The sequence below is a fragment of the Vibrio sp. OPT20 genome (genome assembly GCF_963889365.1).
GTDB classification, from domain to species: domain Bacteria; phylum Pseudomonadota; class Gammaproteobacteria; order Enterobacterales; family Vibrionaceae; genus Vibrio; species Vibrio splendidus.
The window spans coordinates 1-22,915 of record NZ_CAWPOA010000075.1 but is presented as its reverse complement, the minus strand read 5'-3'; the positions used below and the strand labels follow the sequence as shown (position 1 = coordinate 22,915).

22 protein-coding genes are annotated in these 22,915 nt (G+C 41.6%); 12 read left to right on the top strand and 10 right to left on the bottom strand.

The annotated features are described in order from the left end of the window. The first annotated feature begins 25 nt into the window (after window positions 1-25). From pseB to pseI, 6 genes are read left to right on the top strand one after another with little or no spacing between them, the layout of a single operon-like run. Window positions 26-1,039: a UDP-N-acetylglucosamine 4,6-dehydratase (inverting) gene (pseB, locus tag AACR09_RS16385; RefSeq protein WP_193834414.1), complete on the top strand. Its 1,014-nt coding sequence runs from the start codon at window positions 26-28 to the stop codon at window positions 1,037-1,039. Further along, on the top strand, window positions 1,036-2,211 hold the full coding sequence (pseC, locus tag AACR09_RS16380; protein ID WP_193834413.1) for a UDP-4-amino-4,6-dideoxy-N-acetyl-beta-L-altrosamine transaminase: 1,176 nt from the start codon (window positions 1,036-1,038) through the stop codon (window positions 2,209-2,211). The genes pseB and pseC overlap by 4 nt, the downstream gene beginning before the upstream one ends. Then, window positions 2,211-2,900 (top strand): pseudaminic acid cytidylyltransferase, encoded by a 690-nt coding sequence (gene pseF / locus AACR09_RS16375; RefSeq protein WP_016789203.1) that lies wholly within the window; start codon window positions 2,211-2,213, stop codon window positions 2,898-2,900. Before pseC ends, pseF begins: the two co-directional genes overlap by 1 nt. Before the next feature lie 3 nt (window positions 2,901-2,903). Continuing rightward, the gene (gene pseG, locus AACR09_RS16370; RefSeq protein WP_193834412.1) at window positions 2,904-3,974 is read left to right on the top strand and encodes a UDP-2,4-diacetamido-2,4,6-trideoxy-beta-L-altropyranose hydrolase; all 1,071 of its coding nucleotides are present in this window, start codon (window positions 2,904-2,906) and stop codon (window positions 3,972-3,974) included. Then, window positions 3,955-4,512 (top strand): UDP-4-amino-4,6-dideoxy-N-acetyl-beta-L-altrosamine N-acetyltransferase, encoded by a 558-nt coding sequence (pseH, locus tag AACR09_RS16365; RefSeq protein WP_193834411.1) that lies wholly within the window; start codon window positions 3,955-3,957, stop codon window positions 4,510-4,512. The genes pseG and pseH overlap by 20 nt, the downstream gene beginning before the upstream one ends. After that, entirely contained in the window at window positions 4,505-5,554 is a 1,050-nt protein-coding gene (gene pseI, locus AACR09_RS16360; RefSeq protein WP_193834410.1) for a pseudaminic acid synthase, read from the top strand. Before pseH ends, pseI begins: the two co-directional genes overlap by 8 nt. A gap of 4 nt (window positions 5,555-5,558) precedes the next feature. On the opposite strand, the gene AACR09_RS16355 is transcribed toward pseI, so the two are convergent. The 5 genes from AACR09_RS16355 to rfaD all read right to left on the bottom strand — a co-directional run bounded on the left by AACR09_RS16355 (window position 5,559) and on the right by rfaD (window position 10,661). Then, window positions 5,559-6,665, bottom strand: coding sequence for a polysialyltransferase family glycosyltransferase (locus tag AACR09_RS16355; protein WP_193834409.1), 1,107 nt, complete (start codon window positions 6,663-6,665; stop codon window positions 5,559-5,561). Beyond that, window positions 6,662-7,414, bottom strand: a complete 753-nt coding sequence (locus AACR09_RS16350) for a glycosyltransferase family 25 protein (protein WP_193834408.1) — start codon at window positions 7,412-7,414, stop codon at window positions 6,662-6,664. The genes AACR09_RS16355 and AACR09_RS16350 overlap by 4 nt, the downstream gene beginning before the upstream one ends. Further along, window positions 7,407-8,606 (bottom strand): O-antigen ligase family protein, encoded by a 1,200-nt coding sequence (locus tag AACR09_RS16345; RefSeq protein WP_193834407.1) that lies wholly within the window; start codon window positions 8,604-8,606, stop codon window positions 7,407-7,409. The genes AACR09_RS16350 and AACR09_RS16345 overlap by 8 nt, the downstream gene beginning before the upstream one ends. A 16-nt stretch (window positions 8,607-8,622) precedes the next feature. Further along, window positions 8,623-9,579: a lauroyl-Kdo(2)-lipid IV(A) myristoyltransferase gene (gene lpxM / locus AACR09_RS16340; protein ID WP_193834406.1), complete on the bottom strand. Its 957-nt coding sequence runs from the start codon at window positions 9,577-9,579 to the stop codon at window positions 8,623-8,625. A gap of 140 nt (window positions 9,580-9,719) precedes the next feature. Beyond that, window positions 9,720-10,661 carry an ADP-glyceromanno-heptose 6-epimerase gene (gene rfaD, locus AACR09_RS16335; RefSeq protein ID WP_193834405.1) on the bottom strand — a complete coding sequence of 314 codons (942 nt, stop codon included), beginning with the start codon at window positions 10,659-10,661 and terminating at the stop codon, window positions 9,720-9,722. A gap of 152 nt (window positions 10,662-10,813) precedes the next feature. Between rfaD and AACR09_RS16330 the strand changes: the two genes are divergently transcribed. Both AACR09_RS16330 and AACR09_RS16325 read left to right on the top strand, forming a co-directional pair. Then, entirely contained in the window at window positions 10,814-11,977 is a 1,164-nt protein-coding gene (locus AACR09_RS16330; protein ID WP_193834404.1) for a nucleotide sugar dehydrogenase, read from the top strand. A gap of 157 nt (window positions 11,978-12,134) precedes the next feature. Next, a complete protein-coding gene (locus tag AACR09_RS16325) occupies window positions 12,135-12,773 on the top strand; it encodes a TetR/AcrR family transcriptional regulator (RefSeq protein ID WP_004733226.1) in 639 nt (212 codons plus the stop codon). 258 nt (window positions 12,774-13,031) lie between these two features. Here the strand turns inward: AACR09_RS16325 and AACR09_RS16320 are convergent, their stop codons facing one another. The 5 genes from AACR09_RS16320 to AACR09_RS16300 form a co-directional block, all read right to left on the bottom strand. After that, window positions 13,032-14,183, bottom strand: a complete 1,152-nt coding sequence (locus tag AACR09_RS16320) for a murein hydrolase activator EnvC family protein (RefSeq protein ID WP_193834403.1) — start codon at window positions 14,181-14,183, stop codon at window positions 13,032-13,034. 105 nt (window positions 14,184-14,288) lie between these two features. Then, window positions 14,289-15,110, bottom strand: a complete 822-nt coding sequence (gene cysE / locus AACR09_RS16315; RefSeq protein ID WP_009847961.1) for a serine O-acetyltransferase — start codon at window positions 15,108-15,110, stop codon at window positions 14,289-14,291. Window positions 15,111-15,656: 546 nt separating this feature from the next. Beyond that, complete coding sequence (gpsA, locus tag AACR09_RS16310; RefSeq protein WP_193834402.1) at window positions 15,657-16,721, bottom strand: NAD(P)H-dependent glycerol-3-phosphate dehydrogenase; 1,065 nt, start codon at window positions 16,719-16,721, stop codon at window positions 15,657-15,659. Window positions 16,722-16,990: 269 nt separating this feature from the next. After that, window positions 16,991-17,467 (bottom strand): protein-export chaperone SecB, encoded by a 477-nt coding sequence (gene secB, locus AACR09_RS16305; protein WP_004733234.1) that lies wholly within the window; start codon window positions 17,465-17,467, stop codon window positions 16,991-16,993. Between the two features lie 99 nt (window positions 17,468-17,566). Then, complete coding sequence (locus AACR09_RS16300) at window positions 17,567-18,001, bottom strand: rhodanese-like domain-containing protein (RefSeq protein ID WP_193834401.1); 435 nt, start codon at window positions 17,999-18,001, stop codon at window positions 17,567-17,569. Between the two features lie 262 nt (window positions 18,002-18,263). Here AACR09_RS16300 and AACR09_RS16295 point away from each other — a divergent pair, with 262 nt between their 5' ends. The 4 genes from AACR09_RS16295 to AACR09_RS16280 all read left to right on the top strand — a co-directional run bounded on the left by AACR09_RS16295 (window position 18,264) and on the right by AACR09_RS16280 (window position 22,548). After that, the gene (locus tag AACR09_RS16295; protein ID WP_228010407.1) at window positions 18,264-18,503 is read left to right on the top strand and encodes a hypothetical protein; all 240 of its coding nucleotides are present in this window, start codon (window positions 18,264-18,266) and stop codon (window positions 18,501-18,503) included. An 83-nt stretch (window positions 18,504-18,586) separates the two neighbouring features. Next, window positions 18,587-19,294: a YjbF family lipoprotein gene (locus tag AACR09_RS16290; protein ID WP_193834399.1), complete on the top strand. Its 708-nt coding sequence runs from the start codon at window positions 18,587-18,589 to the stop codon at window positions 19,292-19,294. A 21-nt stretch (window positions 19,295-19,315) separates the two neighbouring features. Next, window positions 19,316-20,281 carry a capsule biosynthesis GfcC family protein gene (locus AACR09_RS16285; protein WP_193834398.1) on the top strand — a complete coding sequence of 322 codons (966 nt, stop codon included), beginning with the start codon at window positions 19,316-19,318 and terminating at the stop codon, window positions 20,279-20,281. Next, the gene (locus AACR09_RS16280; protein ID WP_193834397.1) at window positions 20,281-22,548 is read left to right on the top strand and encodes a YjbH domain-containing protein; all 2,268 of its coding nucleotides are present in this window, start codon (window positions 20,281-20,283) and stop codon (window positions 22,546-22,548) included. The genes AACR09_RS16285 and AACR09_RS16280 overlap by 1 nt, the downstream gene beginning before the upstream one ends. Window positions 22,549-22,915: the final 367 nt, after the last annotated feature.

The following is a 22,915-nucleotide window of genomic DNA, read 5'->3' as shown; positions in this document are numbered from 1 at the left end:
TATAAGAATATTAGAGTAGTTGAGTATGCTAAATAACAAAACAATATTAATTACAGGTGGCACAGGGTCATTTGGGAAACAATTCATTAAAACAATTCTTGAACGATATCAAGATGTAAAAAAGATCATTATCTTTTCTCGTGATGAACTAAAACAGTTTGAAATCAAGCAACAATATCCACATAAGGATTTCCCACAATTACGTTTTTTCATCGGTGATGTGCGTGACCGTAACCGTATGATTCAAGCCTGTGAAGGCGTTGATGTAATTATTCATGCAGCAGCAATTAAGCAAGTTGATACAGCAGAATACAATCCGACGGAGTGTATTCGTACTAATATTGATGGGGCTGAAAATGTAATTAATGCAGCGCTACAGTGTGGCGTCAAAGATGTGGTTGCACTATCTACGGATAAAGCTTGTGCTCCGATTAATCTATATGGTGCAACTAAGTTAGCTTCTGATAAATTGTTTGCAGCCGCGAATAATATTCGTGGCTCTAAAGATATTCGTTTTAGTGTTGTTCGTTACGGCAACGTTATGGGCTCTCGAGGCTCAGTTATTCCGTTCTTTATGCAGAAAAAAGAAGAAGGTGTACTGCCAATTACACATGAAGAGATGACGCGTTTTAATATTTCTCTTCAAGATGGCGTGAATATGGTCATGTATGCAATTGAAAACCATTTGGGTGGTGAGATCTTTATTCCTAAGATCCCTTCATACAAAATTCTAGACATCGCTGAAGCTATTGCTCCAGGCATGGTAACTAAGGTTGTAGGTATTCGCCCTGGTGAAAAGCTTCATGAAGAAATGATCACTGATACTGATTCTCTCAATACGATTGATTTAGGTCGTTATTACGCAATCCTTCCTTCTGTCTCTTTTACATACACAGAAGATGAGTACATGAATCACCATAAGGCTGAGAAAGTGCCTTTTGGTTTTAAATACAACTCAGGCACCAATACTGAGTGGGAAACGATTGAAGGTCTACGTGACCTAATCAAAGAACATGTTGATCCTAAATTTACAGTGTGAGTAGAACAGTGATTCCATACGGCAAGCAAGATATCAGTCAGCAAGACATTGATAGTGTAGTTGATGTCCTTAAATCTGATTTTCTAACTCAGGGACCACAAGTTCCTGCGTTTGAAAAAGCGTTAACAGAACATACTGGTGCTCAGTATGCGTTAGCAGTGAATAGTGCAACCTCGGCTCTGCATATCGCTTGTTTGGCTTTAGGTTTGGGGGAAGATGACTGGTTGTGGACAACGCCTGTTACTTTTGTTGCGTCTGCAAACTGTGGTCTTTATTGCGGAGCTAAAGTGGACTTTGTTGATATTGATTCAGCAACTTATAACATGTGCCCTAAAAAGCTAGAGCAAAAGCTAATTACTGCTAAAGCTACAGGAACTCTACCTAAAGTCGTGGTTCCTGTTCACTTATGTGGTCAGCCTTGTGATATGGAATCCATTGCTAAGCTAGCCAAAGAATATGGCTTTAAAGTCATTGAAGATGCTTCTCATGCTATTGGTGGTCAATATCATGAACAACCAATCGGTAATTGTAAGTATTCTGATATTACAGTGTTCAGTTTTCACCCTGTAAAAATTGTCACAACGGCTGAAGGTGGTGCTGCATTAACGAACCAGAAAGAGCTAGCGGATAAAATGGCTCTCTTGCGCAGTCATGGTATTACACGAGATCCTGTAATGATGACGGAAGCTTCTCATGGTGGCTGGTATTACCAACAGGTTGATTTAGGTTTCAACTACCGCATGACAGAACTTCAAGCGGCGTTGGGTGTCACGCAAATGCAACGTCTTGATGAATTTGTTGCGACGCGCCATGTGTTGTCTAAGCGTTATAATCAAATGTTATCTGAATTACCCTTGGTACTTCCTTATCAACTTGAAAACACATACTCAGGTTTGCATTTATTCGTAATTCGTTTGAAGTTGGATGAGATATCATTAACTCATAAACAAGTGTTTGACGCTCTGCGTGAAAATGGCATCGGTGTTAATTTGCATTACATTCCTGTGCATACTCAGCCATATTACCAAGCTATGGGCTTTACTGAAGGGGAATTCCCTGAGTCAGAACGCTACTATCAAGAAGCCATCTCACTGCCAATGTTCCACGGTATGACGGAAGAACAGCAAAATACCGTTGTTCGTGTAGTAACTGAAATTTTGACAGGTAAATAATGAACGTTGCTATTATTCCTGCACGTGGTGGCAGCAAGCGTATTCCTCGGAAAAATATAAAGCACTTTCATGGCAAACCTATGATCGCTTACTCAATCGAGGCTGCACTTGCTTCGGATTGTTTTGATAAGGTTATTGTCTCTACTGATGATGCTGAGATAGCCGAGGTAGCGATAAAGTATGGTGCTGAAGTGCCATTTTTACGGCCTTCAAATATCTCCGATGACTATGCTACCACTATGGATGTGATACACCATGCAATAACTTGGTGCGCTAATAATGGCTGGGATATTGGTGATGTTTGTTGTTTGTACGCCACTGCTCCGTTTGTTTTACCTGAAGATCTTCAGAAAGGCTACGAGCTACTTAGAGGAAATAGTGTGCAATTTACATTTGGTGCCACATCGTTTCCTTTTCCGATTCAGCGTGCAATTAAGCTTGATGAGCAAGGCTATGTTTCGATGTTTTCGCCTGAGAACGAACAGGTAAGATCACAAGACTTGGAAGAAGCGTATCACGATGCTGGCCAGTTTTATTGGGGTCGTAAAGATGCTTTCCTGAATAAACTATCGGTGTTTTCCAGCCACTCTAAGGCCGTGCTCTTGCCGAGAAAACGCGTTCAAGATATTGATACCCAAGAAGACTGGGAACTGGCCGAATCTCTTTTTTCAGCATTGAGGTTAGGATAAATAATGAAGGTTACCTTCCGAGTGGATGCGTCACTATTTATCGGTAGTGGCCACGTCATGCGCTGTTTGGTGCTTGCTGATATATTAAAAAGCAAAGGTTTTTCTGTATGCTTTGCTTGTCTGCCTCAGCCTGGGGACATGATTACATATATCCGTGATAGAGGCTTTGACGTATTAGAGCTGACTCCCTCTTGTCTACAAATGACTCCTTCCCATAGCGCTGATTATAAAGCTTGGCTTCAACGTAGCGTTGAAGAAGATGCAAATGACTTTCTATCTAAAGTTGATTCTTCCGAGTGGGTGATTGTGGATCACTATGCGCTGGACCATGAATGGGAAAGTATCATTATAGGTAAGCTGTCATGCGCTATTTTATCGATTGATGACCTTAACCGTGAACACTGTAGTGATATTATTCTCGACCAAAACCTATGGCCGAACATTTCAAAAAGATATTCGGATTGTTCTGCTACTAAGCTCCTTGGTCCTGAATATGCTCTTTTAAGAGAGAGCTTTTCAACATTACGGGATTCGCCCCGAGATTCAATATCCAATCAACTCTTAGTCTTTTTTGGTGGAACAGATCCTACAAATGAGTGCGAGAAATTTATTCTTGCAGCAAATGAGTTTAAGAGGCTCCCGTTTAATACTATTTTGATCACGGGGAGAATCAACCCTCGTTTTGATGCTTTGATAAAGCTTAATCAAAAGAGCAATGTTTCTATATACAAAAATTTAGAGAGTTTTGATTTATCTTTAAGTAATAGCAAATATGCAATTGGCGCCTCAGGAGTAAGTAACTGGGAGCGTTTTTGTCTCAGAGTTCCAGCCTCGATAGTTTCCGTAGCGGAGAATCAAGTAATACTTTCAAATTACTTGTCAGATTTAGGGTTTGTTGAATACTTAGGTGAAGGTATAACGACGAGTACCGATACTTATGCACTTGAGCTAGCGCGTTTATGTGAAAGGTGGGATGACATCAAACCTTTTAGAGATTTTGAAGTTGATGGCTTCGGTGCGAATAAGGTCGTTCAAACAATGGAGAGCTTTTGTCGTGAAACAAAGAGTGATTAAATTTAGGCCACTTGAAGAAAGTGATTTAGAAGAAATTCTTGCTTGGAGAAACTCTCCAGATGTTAGAAAAAATATGTACACCTCTCATGAAATCACTATGGATGAGCATAAGTCATGGTTTTCTAGCATGTGCAAGGATAGTTCAAAAGAATATTTTCTAGCAGAGTTAAATGGAGAGCCAGCAGGGGTTGTTGGATTTACTGATATAAATCGAATTCCTGGAATCGCTTCTTGGGCATTCTATGCGTCGCCCAACGCGGTAAGAGGTACCGGATCTTTGATGGAATATCGGGCCCTAGAGCACGCATTTACTGAATTAGGTTTGCACAAATTATGCTGTGAGGTTTTAGGCTTTAATCAACCAGTAGTGAAATTACACTCCAAATTTGGCTTTAAAGTTGAAGGTACTCATCGAGATGCTTTCTTCAATGGGACTGAATATCACGATGTAGTACATTTGGGTATCTTTTCACATGAGTGGAAAGATACTAGAAACCTTATGAAAGATAAATTGAGAGTATACGAAGAAAATGAATAAAAACATATACATCGATAATCGAGAAATTGGTCCTAATTGTCCTCCATATATTATTGCTGAGCTTTCTGCTAACCATAATGGTGATATAAACCGAGCTTTTCAGATTATGGAAGAAGCAAAAAAAGCAGGTGCTGATGCGATTAAACTTCAAACCTATACCCATGAAACTATCACTATGGATAGTGACTCGGAAGAGTTTCAAATTCATGGTGGTTTATGGGATGGCCAAACTCTGTATGAGTTGTATAAAGAAGCGCATATGCCTTGGGAATGGCATAAGCCTTTGTTTGAAAAAGCAAAAGAGTTAGGTATTACGATATTTAGTTCACCATTTGATTTTACCGCTGTAGATTTATTAGAGGAGCTAGACGCTCCCGCATACAAAATAGCATCTTTCGAAGTGGTTGATTTACCTCTGATTAAGCGTGTTGCTCAAACGGGTAAGCCGATGATTATTTCAACCGGAATGGCCAACGAGGAAGAGATTGCAGAAGCAATAAAAACAGCGAGAGATAATGGATGTAAGGAATTGGTTGTATTGCATTGTGTAAGCGGCTATCCAGCCCCTGCAGAACAATATAACTTAAAGACGATTGCCGATATCGCAGAGCGGTTTGACGTTTTATCTGGCCTTTCTGATCACACTATCGACAATGCTACCGCCGTTGCTTCGGTTACTCTAGGCGCATGTTTGATTGAAAAACATGTCACAATGGATCGTAACGGTGGTGGCGCAGATGATAGCTTTTCTCTTGAGCCTCATGAGTTAGCGGCATTATGTAAAGATACGAAAACAGCTTGGCAAGCAATGGGACAAGTCAATTACGAGAGAACGGAAGCTGAAAAGGGGAACGTGAAATTTCGCCGATCTTTGTATGTAGTGAAAGACATCGAGGAAGGTGAATTGTTGACCCCTGAAAACATTCGGAGTATCAGACCTGGTTTTGGCTTGCCACCAAAATACTATGAAGACGTTCTAGGAAAAAAAGCTCTAAGTAAGATAAATTCAGGAACTCCTTTATCCTTGAATTTATTTATATAGTCAGCTATTTGATGTTAGATAGCTGGAGAGATATTAAATCTTGAAGGCTATCTTGTTTTTTTTCTAATTCAATTAATATATTTTCTAAGTTATGAACTTTGTTATCTGGGACTAATTTATATATTTCACAATATTCCTCTATCCCCATTCCGGCTGAAGAGTTAATTGATATTATGTTAACCTTATCTTTACTCGATAGCAGGTAAATTTCCAAAGGTAGCTTATTAGATAAAAATATCACTCCTTTTTCTTTGAAGGATAAATAATCTGACTCACTTTCCTTTGGGTGTAACTTTAAAATTGGCGTAAAACCTTTACGTTCACTCTCTAATATTAATCTACTATAGATGTCATAAAAGAAACCATTATCTTTAAGCTTACCTTTTAATTTGTTAAATATGGGTTGCGTGGCGATGATCAATGTCTTATTGTTGAAGTTACTAGTATTGTCAAACTTAAAGCATTGTTGAATTATTGATATTTTTGCTTTATTTTTTGATAAAACAAGTCTTCTTCCTTTGTGTTGTACTGATTTTGGTAACTTTTCTGGGTGTATCACATAAATGTGGTCACATTGCTTTCTTTCACCAAATACGTAATGGTTAGGTGGCTGACTTGATAGCAAGCGAAATAATTGCTTGGGTTTGTCATCAATCTGGTGCTTAACGTAATTCCCCATTCCATCTTCTATCATTGAATAAGATTTAACTAGAAGGCGAAATAACCTAGACATCTTATTATTATCATTGAATAAGAATAGTTTATTTATCCCACCCGTTAAGTCTACGTTTTTATTGCTTTCATATATTGATGCCACCAAGATTTTTTTAAATTTATCTGGTATTGACCAACCACGAAGCGAACAAAATAAAATATATTTTCCAATATATTCAATGTTCTTTATATGATTAACTAACGATTCCCTATTCATTAACACCAACTCTATTTGGGGAGGGAGTTGTGTTGTGTCTATGTCTTTAGGGTTTATGTCTTGATAGTCATAAAAGTATATTATAGTAGATGCGCCAGTATGATCTTGGGCTCTATAAAGACTAAGTAGTAAGTGCCTTACCGTAGAGCAGACATAAATATCTTTATGTGTTGAGTTCATAATTTATTTCTACTCAGTTTGAATTTTAAATTATGTAGGTGACGTTGAATGGTTTCGTTTAAGTTAAACCACTCACGTTTACACTTCTTGAATAGACTTCTAGTCGTTGTTCGTTTGGCATAGCCAATTTCAGAGTCGAATTTAGGATCATTGGTGACACAAGGTTCTTTAGTTCCATAGCATTCAACTTCATTCGCCCAAAATCGATCCATATATATATCGACAGCCATGTACCACTCTTTAGAGTGTAATAACAGTTTATTCGCTCCTTGAGGTGTAAGGTAATAAGCGGTTGTACTCATATGCCCTTTTGTAAATTTGTGGATGCTGGTTGAAGAACATTCAAGTGTAGAATAGGAACTGAACTTTCTACGCTTGTTATTGAATAACCGAATACATTCGATGGATTTAGGTAGTTCAGGAATATTATTTAAAAAGTCTAAGAATGTCTTTTTAAATAATAAAGCATCGTCTTCAATAATAATTATTGGTTGATTTAGCTCTACACATTTTTCCCAGAGTAAAAAGTGACTTGCATAACAACCTAGTTGACCCGCGTTAAGTGTTTTTGCCCGGTATCTTTGGCTCAGGTTATCATTATAGCGTTTAAGTAGCGGATGAGGAGGAGATGTTCGACCATCTATCGCAGAAAAGAACTCAAAAGGAAGAGACAGTTCATCTAGTTGGCGACCAATGTTCTCTTTTCTTTCTGTGGAAGATTCTAAATTTATGACAAAAATTTTAGTCATTGGTAACTCTCTTACATCTTGAGCAAAGAGGGACTAGAAACAATAAGTATAATATTAGTGGTTGAGGATGGTTGAAAGGTACATCAGTTAACCCAGCAATAAATAATAGAGTAACTGAACCAACAGTAATATACTTAGCTAATGGTTGTAGATGTTTCATTATTACTAGGGGGTAAAATAATATACTTATAAGTAGTATTAATCCTAAAGTTCCCGATTTCACCATTTTATTAAGGAACTGATTGTGATAATGGTGTGAAGCAAGACGAAAAGTTAGATTAGATATTTCGTTGTTTTTTAACTTATCTAGCAATAGCTTTGGTTTTTCATGTCCATGGCCAAGTAGTGGTTTTTGCTGGATTAATTTAGGGGCTATTTGCCATAATTGTAACCTTTGTCCAATAGAAGTACTATAGTTTCCAGATTGGATTTGTTCTATTTCATAAACAGTTCGTTCATATCTTTCTGTGATTTTGTCCTTAAATAGATAAGTTCCAGAAAATAATGAAATTGTTGTGGTGATGAGAATAATTAGTAATTTATTTCGACTTGGTGGGCTTTTTATACACTTAAAGATAGCAAGAACTAAGATGCTTAAAATCATGGCAAGCCAAATCCCTCGAGTTTCACTGAGAACTATTGGAGGCAAAGATAATAGAAAGGCTAATGAAGATATTAACTTTTCTTTAAAAGAGGGTTGCTCTATTAATAATGAAAAAGAAATGATGGAAATTAATGCACATGAAGTGGCGTAAGGGATTGGGTTGATATAACCTGCGTCACGCGAAACTCCCATGTATATATTAAAGTACATACTATTTAAAAATACAGTCATTCCACCTAATAACACAATCCAACCGAGAGATTTATAGCTCAAGATATGATAGGGAAAGAACATTAGGAATAAGGTGGATCCAATAAGAGCCCTTATTTCTCTTGAGCTAGCACCGTGATAATAGTAGCTAAACACGGTATATATACATGAAATACTTACTAACCATATAAACGGGTACCTTAGATTACTTAATATAGTTTCTTTTTTGAATACCAATATGCTGACGATGATACTAATTAAAAAAAGTGGGATAATTTTCTTGTCACCACTATCTAAAACTAACATGCCTGTAGTGGCAAAAAAGTAAGGCAATAGTAAGATTGCTGCATAAATCTGCTTTTTGTTAATTATATTCATACTGTTTAATGTAATGCTAACTACTGTAAGGGTTTATATTGCCGTCTGGACGAGTCTTAAGTAGCCTTAAGATCCACATATATTGCTCAGGATTCTTACTCACGTAATTTTCAATACATTGATTCATCATGCGAGCGTCCTCTTCTTCGCTTCCTGTTGGGAATGGTAGAGCAGGATAAAAATCCAGAGTGTATTTGCCTGTCTTGCTATCGTATTGAGCAAACAAAGGAACGATTTTGGCCTTACTCAGTTTTGAGAGGCGGCCGAGGCCTGAAATTGTTGCTTTTTGAGTCGCGAAGAAATCTATGAAGACACTGTGCTCACGACCAAGATCTTCATCGGGCAGATAGTAGCCCAGATAGCCATCACGCACTGACTTGATGAAAGGTTTGATACCACCACTGCGATCATAAACACGACCGCCGTATTGTACGCGTTGCCTGTGCATTAGCCAGTCACTGAGTTTGTTTTTCTGAGCTTTTGCCATCGCGGAAACTGGAAGGTCGCGTGATGCAAGTAATACTGCAGGGATATCGATAGCCCACGTATGTGGCACTAACAAGATAACATTCTCGCCACTGTCCGTAATATCGGTTAGGTTGCTCAGGCCGTTTATCGAGGTGTTATTCTCTAGCCAAGTTTTACTTTTTAGTGTCAGTGAAGCAAATCCCATCAAAAATGAGATGGAAGTAACGTATGACTGATAGAGAGTTTCTTCGCGCTCTTCGATAGATTGCTCAGGGAAACACATCTCAAGATTCACACGGGCTCGGCGGTTAGCCTTATTCTTAATTTTTACAGCTTGCTTAGCCATAAACTTAGCGAGTGCTAGACGAATGCTATTAGGTAAGAAGCAGACTAAAGACGACAATAGAACAGCAATCCAAGTTCCCCAGTATTTAGGTGCTAGAAATCCCCATTTAAACTCAGGATTGTAAGCTTTTGGATCAAAATCATTACGTTGTGTGGTCATTCGTTCACTACATTATTTATATCAGAGAGTTAACTTTATATCGGTCACTCGGGGAATGATTATGTTTACTAGATTGTCCAATAATGCACCCTAAAAAGTAGGGGGCACTATTAGTATTAATCTGAAATATAAAGCTACAGCTATGCATTTACGAGCTTCATGTACTCAGCGACGCCATCTGCCACTGTTCTAAACTCAATATCGCAACCTGTATTGCGAAGCTTGGTTAGGTCGGCTTGAGTAAATTCTTGGTAAGCCCCCTTTAAATGCTCAGGGAAAGGAATCGTTTCGATTTCGCCTTTACCATGGTGCTTGATGACCGCTTTTGCGACTTCTTCAAAAGACTCTGCGTTGCCTGTACCTAGGTTGAAGATGCCTGAAGCACCATTTTCTAAGAACCACAAGTTTACAGCCACGACATCACCGACATACACAAAATCACGCTTGAAGGTTTCGCTACCTGCGAACAACTTAGGGTTCTCACTGGCGTTCATTTGGTTGTTTAGGTGAAATGCTACCGATGCCATACTGCCTTTGTGTTGCTCGCGTGGACCATAAACATTGAAGTAACGGAAGCCAACGATTTGTGGAAGCGTTTCGTTATGCGCTGCAGCATCCGCGGTTAGTCGGCGAACATAGTTATCAAATTGTTGTTTTGAATAGCCGTAGACATTCAATGCACCTTCGTACTCTCGCTCCTCGATAAAAGTATCGGTTTCGCCATAAGTGGCAGCAGAAGAGGCATATAGGAAGGGTATTTCACGCTCCACACAGTAATGAAGTAGCTCTTTTGAGTACTCATAGTTGTTAAGCATCATGTACTTGCCATCCCACTCAGTGGTAGCAGAGCATGCACCTTCATGGAAAATAGCTTCAATATGACCGAAATCATCACCAGCCATAACCTGAGTTAGAAAATCATCACGATCCATGTAATCAGTGATGTCTAGGTCTACAAGGTTCTTAAATTTCTTACCATCTTTTAAGTTGTCGACGACTAGGATATCGTTGTGGCCCGCCTCATTGAGCGCCTTAACAATATTGCTGCCAATCATGCCAGCACCACCCGTTACGATAATCATAATTTTCTAACTCTTTTGAATACAAAACTATTTCGAGTATAGCAAGGAATGGATGAGGCGGGCTAGTGGAATAATTCTTCAACCAGAGTATGATGTGGCCAGATAAATTATGAATTAAATTGAGTAAATAACTCAAAGCTATAGGTATTAGTATGAAGATTGCAGTGGCCGGTACTGGGTATGTTGGCTTATCAAATGCGATGTTATTGGCACAAAATCACGAAGTGGTAGCTGTCGATATCATTGATGAAAAAGTTACAATGCTGAATAATAAGCAGTCGCCGATTGTAGATAATGAGATCGAACACTTCCTGTCAAGTAAAGCGTTAAACTTTAGAGCGACAACTGATAAGACTGCCTACAAAGATGTTGAATTTGTCATTATTGCTACACCAACAGATTATGATCCTAAAAGTAACTATTTCAACACCTCGTCCGTTGAATCTGTTATCAAGGATGTTATGAGCATAAATCCCAATGCGGTAATGGTGATCAAATCAACGGTTCCTGTCGGTTATACTGCGCAGATCAAAGAAGAGCTAGGTTTTGAAAACATTATGTTTTCACCAGAGTTTTTACGCGAAGGTAAAGCTCTGTACGACAACTTACACCCATCACGGATCATTGTTGGTGAGTGTTCTGAACGCGCTAAAGTGTTTGCAAACCTTCTTGTTGAAGGCGCAGAAAAAGAGAATATCGACGTACTGTTTACTCACTCCACAGAAGCGGAAGCAGTAAAGCTCTTCTCAAATACCTACTTGGCGATGCGTGTTTCTTATTTCAATGAGCTTGATTCTTACGCCGAAGCGCATGGTTTGGATTCTCGTCAGATCATCGAAGGCGTTGGTTTAGATCCTCGAATTGGCAATCACTATAATAACCCTTCATTTGGCTATGGTGGTTACTGCTTACCAAAAGACACCAAACAGCTGTTAGCTAACTATCAAGATGTACCTAACAATATTGTGGGTGCCATTGTCGATGCTAACCGCACTCGTAAGGACTTCATTGCGGATTCAATTATTAAGCGCTCGCCTAAAATTGTCGGTATTTATCGTTTGATCATGAAGGCCGGTTCAGACAACTTCCGTGCGTCGTCGATTCAAGGCATCATGAAGCGTTTGAAAGCTAAAGGTATTGAAGTGGTCGTGTTCGAACCGGTGTTGGAAGAAGAGCATTTCTTTAATTCGAAGGTTTATTCTGACCTAGAAGAGTTCAAAGCCGTATCAGATGTGATTGTATCCAATAGAATGGTCGATGAAATATCAGACGTTGCAGATAAGGTTTACACGCGAGACCTGTTTGGCAGTGATTGATTCCAGCAGCGATTAATTACAGCTGTGATTGATCAAAGGTATTATGGGTTGAAGGTGAATTTTAGCGCTTGCTAATTCGACCAGATGTTATCAGCTCGATCTATCCGCTTAGTGGCGATATACTGAACCACTAAACGGATAGGGATACTAATAACTAATGAAAACACGTGACAAGATTGTTTACGCTGCTCTAGAGCTTTTTAATGAGCACGGTGAGCGTAGTATTACGACCAATCATATTGCTGAGCATATCGAGATTAGCCCTGGTAACCTCTACTACCACTTCCGTAACAAACAAGAAATTGTACGTGACATCTTTACGCTCTATTCAACAGAGTTGCTTGAAAGGTTCACGCCGATTCAAGGCCAACAAGAAAGCCTGACGCTACTAAAGCGCTACTTAGATTCTATCTTCACGTTGATGTGGAAGTACCGATTTTTCTATGCGAACCTACCTGAAATATTGTCACGTGATGAAAAACTCCACCTTGATTACATGGCCGTACAAGAAAAGCTGCAAACGAATCTTGTGGATATTATGAGAGCCTTCGTTGAGTTGAACTTGCTCAAAGCAACGGATACGGAAATGAAGTCGATGGTCACTTCTCTTCACTTGATCGCATCAGGTTGGTTGGCTTATCAGTCTGCGATGTCTCCAAAAGCCCAAATTACCGAGCAAGTGGTACATCAAGGAATGTTGCAGATGATCGCGACCGTTAAACCAATTGCGACTGCTCAAGGTTTTGAGCAGCTGACACTGTTGGAAGATGGTGTAAGGGCTTTGAACTCCAAGTAGAAAGATGCGAGTAACCGAGATTCGAGATACGAAGAACGGGGAAGAGCAGGGTGAGTGGTGGGATATGAACCGCGACGTCATTCCCTACAGCGAGGTACGAGCGTGATAGGGAATCTCTCTTTATCCTCGAGGCTAACAATGTAGTAGCGAGATTCCAGATATTTCGTTCCTCAATTCTGGAATGACGAAGCCTGATAAATACAAATTCAGAGATTTTCCGCTCTTCGCATCTCGATTACTCGAATCCCGTATCTGCTCTTACCTAACCAACCAACTCTTCGGGTTCTGAGCTTGGCTGTTTCTGCGAATCTCAAAGTACAGTGATGGACGAGTTTGGCCGCCAGTGTCACCAGCAAGCGCGATGGCTTCGCCCGCTTTAACCTTGTCACCTTCTTTCTTTAAAAGTGCTTGGTTAAAGCCGTAGAGCGTCATATCGCCTTTACCGTGGTCAAGTAGTACCACTAAGCCATAACCACGTAGATACTCTGCAAAAACCACCGTGCCTGAATAAACAGACTTAACTTGCTGGCCGTACTTAGCTTTGATTACCATGCCTTTCCAGTTAATTTGACCCGTTTGGCGTGAGCCGTAGTTATGTAGAACTTTATCTTTGATTGGCCAAGGCAGCTTGCCTTTACGTTTGGCTAACCCATCCATAGGGACGGCATTACGTCTTTCTCGAGCCGCTTTCTCTGCTTTCGCTATTTCAGCTTTTAGGCGAGTTTCATTGCGCTGAAGCTCCGCCAAGTAATTCTTATCACCCGAAATGTTCTTTTTAATACTGCCAACGGTTTTCTTACGCTGCGTTTGAGTCTTAGATAGCTTGTCGCGCTTGGTGGTTTGCTGTTTTAGCAGTGTTGCTATCTGTTCTTGCTCAAGTTGACGCTGTTTGTGGCTTTCTTCTAATTCAAGTTGCGTCTGTTCAATCGTTTTGATTGTTGCGGAGCGAGCTTTGGCAAGGTGTTGGTAGTAGTGACTGATGCGATCTTCTTCCACACCTGTGTTGAGGATGTGAGAAGACGCTTTAGCTCGACTTGTCATGTAGTAAGTCTGAATCAGTTGTTCTAATTTGTCGGTATGGATTTTTTTCTGAGCCGTAAGCGCTTTAATCTTGGTGTCTAAGTTGGCAATATTTGCATTGGCCGTATTGAGCTGCTTTTTACTGTCTAGTATCGCTTTTTCAAGCGAAGCGATGGATAGCTCTTGTTTCTTGAGGCTTGCTTGTAAGTTATCGAGTTTTTTCTGTTGTGAGGACAGGTTTGTTTGTTGGCGAGATATTTCGCTCGATACGCCTTTCAGTTCCCCCTGAGAGGCGGCAAATGACGATGTAGATAACAGAGCAGCGCAAAGGCTGGTAGATATCAGAAGAGTCCGGCTAATGGCTCGAATTTGTTTCATCATTATCGTCATTTAGTTGTATTCATCTGCTCTTAATTTTTCGAATTCCGCTGAATCGAATCCCGCATCTGCTTTTAAGCTTTTCGTATCTCGGTTGCTCGCATCCCGTATCTGCTCTTAAATCCCATCACCATGGATGAAGTTCTGAGAGCGACCATTGAACCCTTGGTCCATATCTAAAGATGGCTTGTCGGTTTTAGGTTTTCCGACAATTTTTGCAGGAACCCCAGCGACTGTTGTATGAGGTGGTACGGCTTGCAGAACCACAGAGCAAGAGCCAATTTTCGCGCCTTCACCCACTTCAATGTTGCCAAGGATTTTAGCGCCGGCACCAATCATTACGCCTTCGCGGATTTTAGGGTGACGATCGCCACCTTCTTTACCCGTACCACCAAGGGTTACGTCTTGAAGGATAGATACATCATTTTCAACGACGGCTGTTTCACCAATCACAATGCCTGTCGCGTGGTCGAGCATGATAGCTTTACCGATACGAGCTGCAGGGTGAATATCCACTTGGCAAGCAACAGAGATTTGGTTTTGTAGGTAAGTGGCAAGTGCGATACGGCCTTGCTTCCACAACCAGTTAGCCACTCGGTAGCCTTGCAGAGCGTGGTAGCCTTTCAGGTAAAGCAGAGGCATCGAGTACATCTCGACCGCAGGATCTCGATTTACCGTCGCGCAAATATCACAAGCGGCAGCATCAATAATCGATTGGTCCTGTTTGAATGCTTGTTCAACCACTTCACGCACTGCCATTGCTGGCATTGAAGCCGTCTTTAGCTTGTTTGCTAGGATGTAGCTAAGGGCTGCGCCCAAACTTTCATGGTTGATGATCGTAGCATGATAAAAACTCGCAAGCATAGGTTCTTGCTCCGACTGCTGTCGAGCTTCCTTCACAATGCATTGCCAAACTTTTTGTTGTTCACAGTGTTTCATTTTACCATCCATTATTTTTAAGGGGCAGATGCTAGATTCGAAGAGCTATAAGAGCAGATGCGAGAAACCGAGATTCGAGGTACGAAGAACTACGAGATTCCAGACACTTCGTTCCTCAGTTCTGGAATGACGGAATTAAAATTCACGTCATCTTTAAGAGTGAGGAACGAGATGTAAAGAACAGATTAGAGTAGCGAGATGCGGATAACGAAAAGAAGCCTTCTTTAAGCGCTCAATCTGCTTTTACTCTTTACGCATCTCGATTACCCGAATCTCGTATCTGCTTTTACTCTTTACGCATCTCGATTACCCGAATCTCGTATCTGCTTTTACTCTTTACGCATCTCGATTACCCGAATCTCGTATCTGCCTTTACTCTTTTCGCATCTCGATTACCCGAATCTCGTATCTGCCTTTACTCTTTTCGCATCTCGATTACCCGAATCTCGTATCTGCCTTTACTCTTTTCGCATCTCGTTTACCCGAATCTCGTATCCGCTTTTACTCTTTTCGCATCTCGTTTACTCGAATCCCGTATCTGCTCTTCTATCTTTCTGACTTCTTGTCTCGTGCAAGTAGATCTTGTGCTGCTAAGTGTGCATCTTTCCCTTGATACAGTACTTGATAAATTTGTTCAACAATTGGCATCTCAACGCCCATGCGTTCTGATAATAGCCAAACTTCTTTAGTGTTGCGATAACCTTCAACGACTTGGCCAATTTCTTCTTGTGCGGTATCGACATCTTTGCCTGCGCCAAGTGCCAAACCGAAGCGGCGGTTGCGTGATTGGTTATCAGTACAGGTTAGTACTAAGTCACCCAACCCGGCCATGCCCATGAAGGTTTCTGGTTGTGCGCCAAGAGCTGCACCTAAGCGGCTCATCTCAGCTAAGCCGCGAGTGATAAGTGCGGTACGTGCATTGGCACCAAAGCCAATACCATCTGACATGCCTGCGCCAATTGCGATAACATTTTTAACCGCGCCACCCAGTTGCATGCCGATGAAATCAGAGTTTGCGTATACGCGGAATGTTTTGCCGCAATGAATTTTTTCTTGCAGCTCTTCTAAGAATACTTCATCAGGTGAAGCGACAGAGATAGCTGTTGGCATACCCATCGCTAACTCTTTGGCGAAGGTTGGTCCTGATAGAACCGCTAACGAGTAGCCATCACCAAGCACATCGTGCGCGACATCTTTAAGTAGGCGGCCTGTTTCTGGCTCTAAGCCTTTGGTTGCCCAACAGATGCGAGAGTTCTCTGTTAAGTGAGGCTTAAGGCTATTTAAAACGATACCAAACACGTGGCTCGGGACGACAACCAAAAGGTCTCGATTCGAAGTCACTGCTTTTTCTAAATCTGATTCAATGATCAGGCTTTCTGGGAATTCTATATTTGGCAGAAACTCATTGTTCGCACGCTCAGATTCAAGGCGAGCCATATGAACAGGGTCATGTCCCCAAAGAACAACATTGGCACCGTTACGCGCTAGAGATATCGCTAAAGATGTCCCATAAGAACCTGCGCCTATCACTGTCATGGCGATGTCTTTACCGTAAGCGTTATCTTTACCGTAAGCGCCTTTCGCGTGAGTCGGGCGAGTTGTTTCTGTCATGCTTCCACCTAAAAATAATGAGGGAAATCGAAGAGTTCTTGAGATGTTTTCTAAAGTAAGAAGAAAAAGTGTTCTACTAAGAAGAAAAATCTCTCTATCAAAATACAGTGTAAATAAAAAATGCACATCGCAGAAGCTGCGATGTGCATTTAAAAGCTAACTATTTAACGAAAACTAGCTATCGAATAAAAGCCCAGCTTCTTAAAAATAAGCAATTTGAGCATTAGTCAGAGTAGTTCTATTTCGAAACTTAAGCTTTACTTGAAAACCTAAGCTTGCTCGCCTTCAGTTTGTTCTGCTTGTTGAGCTTGGTTTTGTAGGTAGTTCATGAACAAAGCATCAAAGTTTACTGGCGCTAGGTTCAGTTGTGGGAACGTACCTTTAACCACTAGGCTAGAAATCGTTTCACGAGCGTATGGGAACAGGATGTTCGGGCAGAATGCACCTAGGCAATGTGCCAGTTGGCCAGCTTCCATTTCGCTTGCAGAGAAGATGCCGCCTTGTTGAACTTCACAAAGGAATGCAGTGTCTTCTGCGTTCTTAACCGTAACCGTTAGACGTAGGATGACTTCGTAAACGCCTTCGCCAAGCTCACGGCTTTGAGTGTCTAGGTCCAGTTTTACATCTGGGTTCCACTCTTTTTGAAACATGTCTGGAGAGTTTGGCGCTTCGAAAGAGACGTCTTTTAGGAAGATACGTTGGATTGCGAAGTTTTGTTGTGCGTCTTGTTGTGCTGCTTCAGCCATTTTCTTGTCCTTAAAAATTTTAAATTAGACTCTGTTCATTGTATTTATCAAACAGAGCCTGAAAGTTAGTTGATCGGTCAGCCGCTTCTTGCCTTTAACCTATTTCTTACCTTTAACCAAAGGAAGGTTAGCTTCGCTCCAAGCCACTAAGCCGCTTTTCAGTACGCTTACGTTTTCGAAACCTGCTTTAACCAGCAAGTTCGCGCTTTCTTGAGCGGTTTGACCTGTCTTGCATACTACGATGATTGGGTCTGCTTTTTGGCTTTCAAGGCTACCAAAGCTATTTGCTTTGATATCTGACGGCAAAATGTGAACTGCGTCCGTAATATGGCCCTTTTTGAACTCATCCTTAGTACGAATATCAACCACAATACCGTTTTCACGGTTAATCATGTGTGTGGTTTGCGCTGCCGTGATCTCTTTGTAGGCTGCGTTTGATGTCTTGATAACGTTCGCAATGATGGCAACAACCAAGCCGATCCATACGATGGCTAAAATCATATTCTCTTGAACAAATGGAACTAACTCTTGCATATCTTGAACTCTTATTCGTTATTGGGCGAAAAACTATAGGTCAGGAGTATAGCGAGAAAGGGTAGGAGAATACAGAGGAAGGGTGTTGTGATGCAAAAAGCGTTATCTCAAGAAGGATTTATAAGGTATTGCTTATGATTTACTCATTTACTTGATTGTGGTTATTATCTATCATGATCAATCAGTTGTTTAAGCTGAGCAACTGATTGAGGGTGTGAAAATAATCTTCTACATATAAACGTTTATATTAATGGAAATCATTATGAAAAAGATGGCTCTAGCAGCTGCATTAGCAGTTAGCTTCTCAGGCGCTGCATTTGCAGTTGAAACTACAGCAGCGACGGGTACTGGTTCAGGTACAGCAGCAGGCGCTGGTGCATCAGCAGCAGCTGCAGGTACAGCAACAACAGTTGCTGTAGCGACAGCTGCAGTAGCGGCTGCGGCAGCTGTCGCGGTTGCTTCTAATGAAAGCGGTGCGACTACAGTGACAGCTCAACAGTAATTAAACTTTGAGCTTTGAAAGCCACTTTACATAAATATGTAAAGTGGCTTTTTTATATCCTTACTATCTTCGGTTTTTGTTTTATGTATAAAAGTATCTTATTACTATGCGCAGTTCTCGCCTTAGCTGCATGTTCTCAAAAGGTCAAAGATTTTAATTCCACTTTCGATGAAGCCTTTTTTGGCAGCTCCGATGTTGAGCTGTCGAAGAAATACATTCAAACTTTACCTTATTCCAGTATTTATGCGGAAGTTAATGACCAAGGTAAAATCTTCATGGTCTTAGCGTACGTCGGTGAAAACCCGCAAACGGGCGCAGAGCAGTTAAAGTGGATGTCTTCTGATAAAGCGATGATCGTCACTGAAAATGGACGTATCGTACAAACGCTATTGCTTCCTTACGAAAACCTTTCTGGTTTGGCATTCCAACCATTGAATACGTTCTCGTCTGGAAACAACTCGTCAGCCGATTCTTCTTCTGCATTTGATGTGTCTGCCAACCCCGGAGCTCAAAAATGGCAAGCGGTTTACGACTGGCAACCTAACTATCGATTCGGCTATAAAGCGAACATCACCCGAACGTATGCGGGAAATGAAACGGTTGAAACTCCGTTAGCGTCTATCGATACCAAGAAATTCCAAGAAAAAATTCAATTCCCAATGTTAGAACAAGACATAACCAACGAATATTGGGTCGACAGTAAAGGCAAAGTGGTCAAAACCATACAGTATTTAGGCCCCGATATGACAAGGCTTGAGCTAACCGTCCTTAAGCATTATCAAAGTAATTAACGAACAGGGTAATGAACTAAAATGATGAATTATATGAGTCACGCATCAAAAATGACGGGACGTCGGTTGCCATTGGTGAGAACTTTATTAACGGTGAGAGCTCTGTTAATGATGAGAAACTTGTTAGCTTTGAGCGCGCTGTTCTCTCTGTGCACTGTTAGCTACGCTTCAGCGGCATCTAACGTTATTACGCCTTCGATTAAAACAACAATTGAGCTTCCTCTTCAAGGTGTGACGCTTGAGTATAAAGCTGACGTTCGACTGCTTCAGGTATTAGACGACGCGAACGCTAGCTTTAATGCGAATGCTAGCTCTAACGAAAATGCTAGCGGCAGTATTGGTTACTTCTCCCTTTCGGCTCAACTGTTTGATAAAACCAATACTCAAGCTAGCGAATCTAACAAAGCTATCGAAGCCAAAAAGCGCAATGTATTTAACCAACTTGACGCTTTCTCGGTAGAAGAACCAGAAGCAAACTTAGTGCGTCAACAGTTAGCCTCTTTCCAATACCTCAATCGAGTTTTTGTTGAGTTAGATCGTAATGCGGTTATCTCTCAATCAGATAAGAATCTGTTGCTTGTTTCAAGTTCTCCCACTAACAAGCCGTCGTCTACTGCCATAAAAAGAGCATCTACTAGTCAAACTCAAGCCTTTTCTCTGTACTTGCCACAACGACCAACGTCCATTCAGTTGATGGGTGTAATGAAAGAGTCGGTAACAATGAATCTGATTGAACATGGAACCTTGAATGATTATCTCGATGCATTGCCGAACGGCTTTATTGGTGAAGCCGCAGATAAAAGCGTGGCATATGTTGTTCAGCCAGATGGCGTGGTACAAACCATTCAATACGCTTACTGGAACGAACAGCCGGTTTACCTAGCACCAGGTGCCATCGTATTTATGGCGTTTTACTCTTTGCCATCAGAATACTCAACGTTGAACCAAGATATCGTCGATTTGCTACGTCATAAGGTTGGCCTGTAATGCTGAAACAGAAATCATTCCCTCTATCGGCAGTGTGCACAGCGGTTACCTGCGCCTTGTTAATAACGAACAGCACTTCTGTTTTTGCAGAAACAACCATTGATACCTCTTCGAACAGAGCAGAGAAATCATCATTTGACGACACAGAATACAGAACGTCACAAATGAACTTTGGTGGTGTTGGCTTAATGCAAATGCCGACAGGCCGAATGGCACCAGAAGGCGAGTTTAACTTTAGTGCTTCGTTTAATAATGAATACTACTTTTATAACGTCAGCCTACAGGTGATGCCTTGGCTTGAAACCACCATTCGTTATACACAAGTACAAGACCTGCTCTATAGCGGAGGCGCAGACCAAGATTGTTCTCAAAACTCATTCAGTGGCTGTACTAAATACACAGATAAAGGCATCGACTTTAAACTGCGCTTAATCGAAGAAGGGTACTATTTACCGGAAGTATCGGTCGGTATGCGTGATTTTGGTGGTACCGGTTTATTTGATGGCGAATTTGTTGCGGCCACCAAACGCTTTGGCCCTGTTGATTTTACCTTGGGCATGGCTTGGGGATACATGGGCACCAGTGGCAACTTCACTAACCCATTGTGCAAAGCCAGTGACAAATATTGTGAACGTCCATCTGACACCAAAGGTAATGGTGGCAGTGTCGATTTTGAACGCTGGTTTAAAGGTGATGCGGCGATTTATGGTGGTTTTGAATATCAAACCCCTTATAAGCCTTTAACCTTGAAGCTTGAATACGATGGCAATGATTACTCTCAAGACTTCCCAGTAGTACGTGGTGGTGTCGACATGACACAACATACGCCATGGAACGTCGGCGCTGTGTACCGTTTCACTGATTGGGGCTCAGCGAAAGTCAGCTATGAGCGAGGCGATACTTTAACCCTTGGTTTCGATCTCTCGACTAACTTCAATGAAATGTATTCGGTGTGGCGAGATACCGAAACCGCAGAATTACGCCCAAGCGATGTCGAGACGGTTGACGATATTGACATGGCAGCCCTCGCAGAAGAGCTTGAAACGATCGCTGGCTATGAACAAGCGCAAATCTTGGTCGACGATAATAGTATTGTGGTAAAGGGCACTCAGGTTAAATACCGAGACAGAGATATCGCCCTTGAGCGCGGCGCGACCGTGATCGCCAACGCGGTACCGAGTTACATCGATACCTATAAAATCATCGAAAACGATAAATCGATGGAACTCACGGAGACAACGGTAGACGCGCAAGCATTCAAAGCGGCAGCGAACAATCATTACCTTAACGCTCAAACCAGTGACGCAACAAACACTCACGAATTAGAACGCAAGAAATCCGTTATCTATCATGATGGGCGTGAACGATTCGATGTGTCGATTTCACCAAACCTCGCTCAATCGTTTGGTTCGGCTGAAAACTTTTACTTGTACAGTTTGGGCTTATACACCAACGCTTCGTTCTGGGCGTTAAACAATGTCGAACTGTCGGGCTCGCTTTACGTCAACTTAATTGATAACTACGACAAGTTTAATTACGAAGTCCCATCAGACGGCACCGACCAAACGCCAAGAGTAAGAACCTTGTTCCGCTCTTATGTTGATGACCCGGTTCGCTTAGACCGTTTACAACTGACTTGGTTTGAAGACTACGGCAGCGGTGTCTACACCCAAGCCTATGGTGGTTACTTAGAGAGCATGTTCGCGGGTGTGGGGGGCGAAATCCTTTATCGTCCATTCAACCAAAACTGGGCGATTGGCGCAGACATGACCGCGATCAGCCAGCGAGACCCTGAAAGCTGGTTTGGTACGTTTGATCAAGAGATCCAAGTCAACCCAGACGACAGCAGCCGAACGTATAAAGTGATCGACAAAGGCACGACTGGCTTTATTACGGGTTACTACACCCCAAAGTGGGATTTCTTGAGCGATACCTTGCTTAAAGTGGGTGTCGGTAAATTCCTTGCGGGTGATATCGGTACTCGTGTCGATTTCTCTAAGCAGTTCAAGAGCGGTGTGATTGCTGGTGCATTTGTCAGCTTAACCGACATGACAACAGAAGAGTACGGCGAAGGCAGCTACACCAAAGGCTTTTACGTATCGATTCCGTTTGATCTCGTTACTGTGAAACCAAGCTTAAGCCGTGCTGGCTTCACCTGGTTACCGATCACGCGTGATGGCGGCCAAGTATTGAACAAACAGTACAACTTGTTCGACCAAACCGATGCTCGCTCACCTTGGTTCCAAAGGCCAAGTAGCGTTAAATAGCTTGAAAGCAGATGCGGGTAACGAGTAAGCGGGATGCGAAGAGCGGGGAAAGAGAAGAATCGAGATGCGAGTGAACGGGTATCGAAGAGCTTTAAAGCAGGTGGGAGTAATTAAGTCTGCGAAGAGCCTAGCTTTTGGTTCTCCCCCTTGAGCGCCGTTCGTTTGTAAGCGGTGATGTTCATCAAAGGGGGAGTTAGAGGGGGATGTTAATCTATGTGTTACCAACCCCTCCCAGCCTCCCCTTATGTTGGTATTTTCTGTCAAGCAACATGTAGTGGTCTAATGATCCCGGACACCAAATTAGGTGGTAAAGTCTCCACCATAAATGAGGTGTTCAATGACAAAACGACAACGACGTACATTTTCT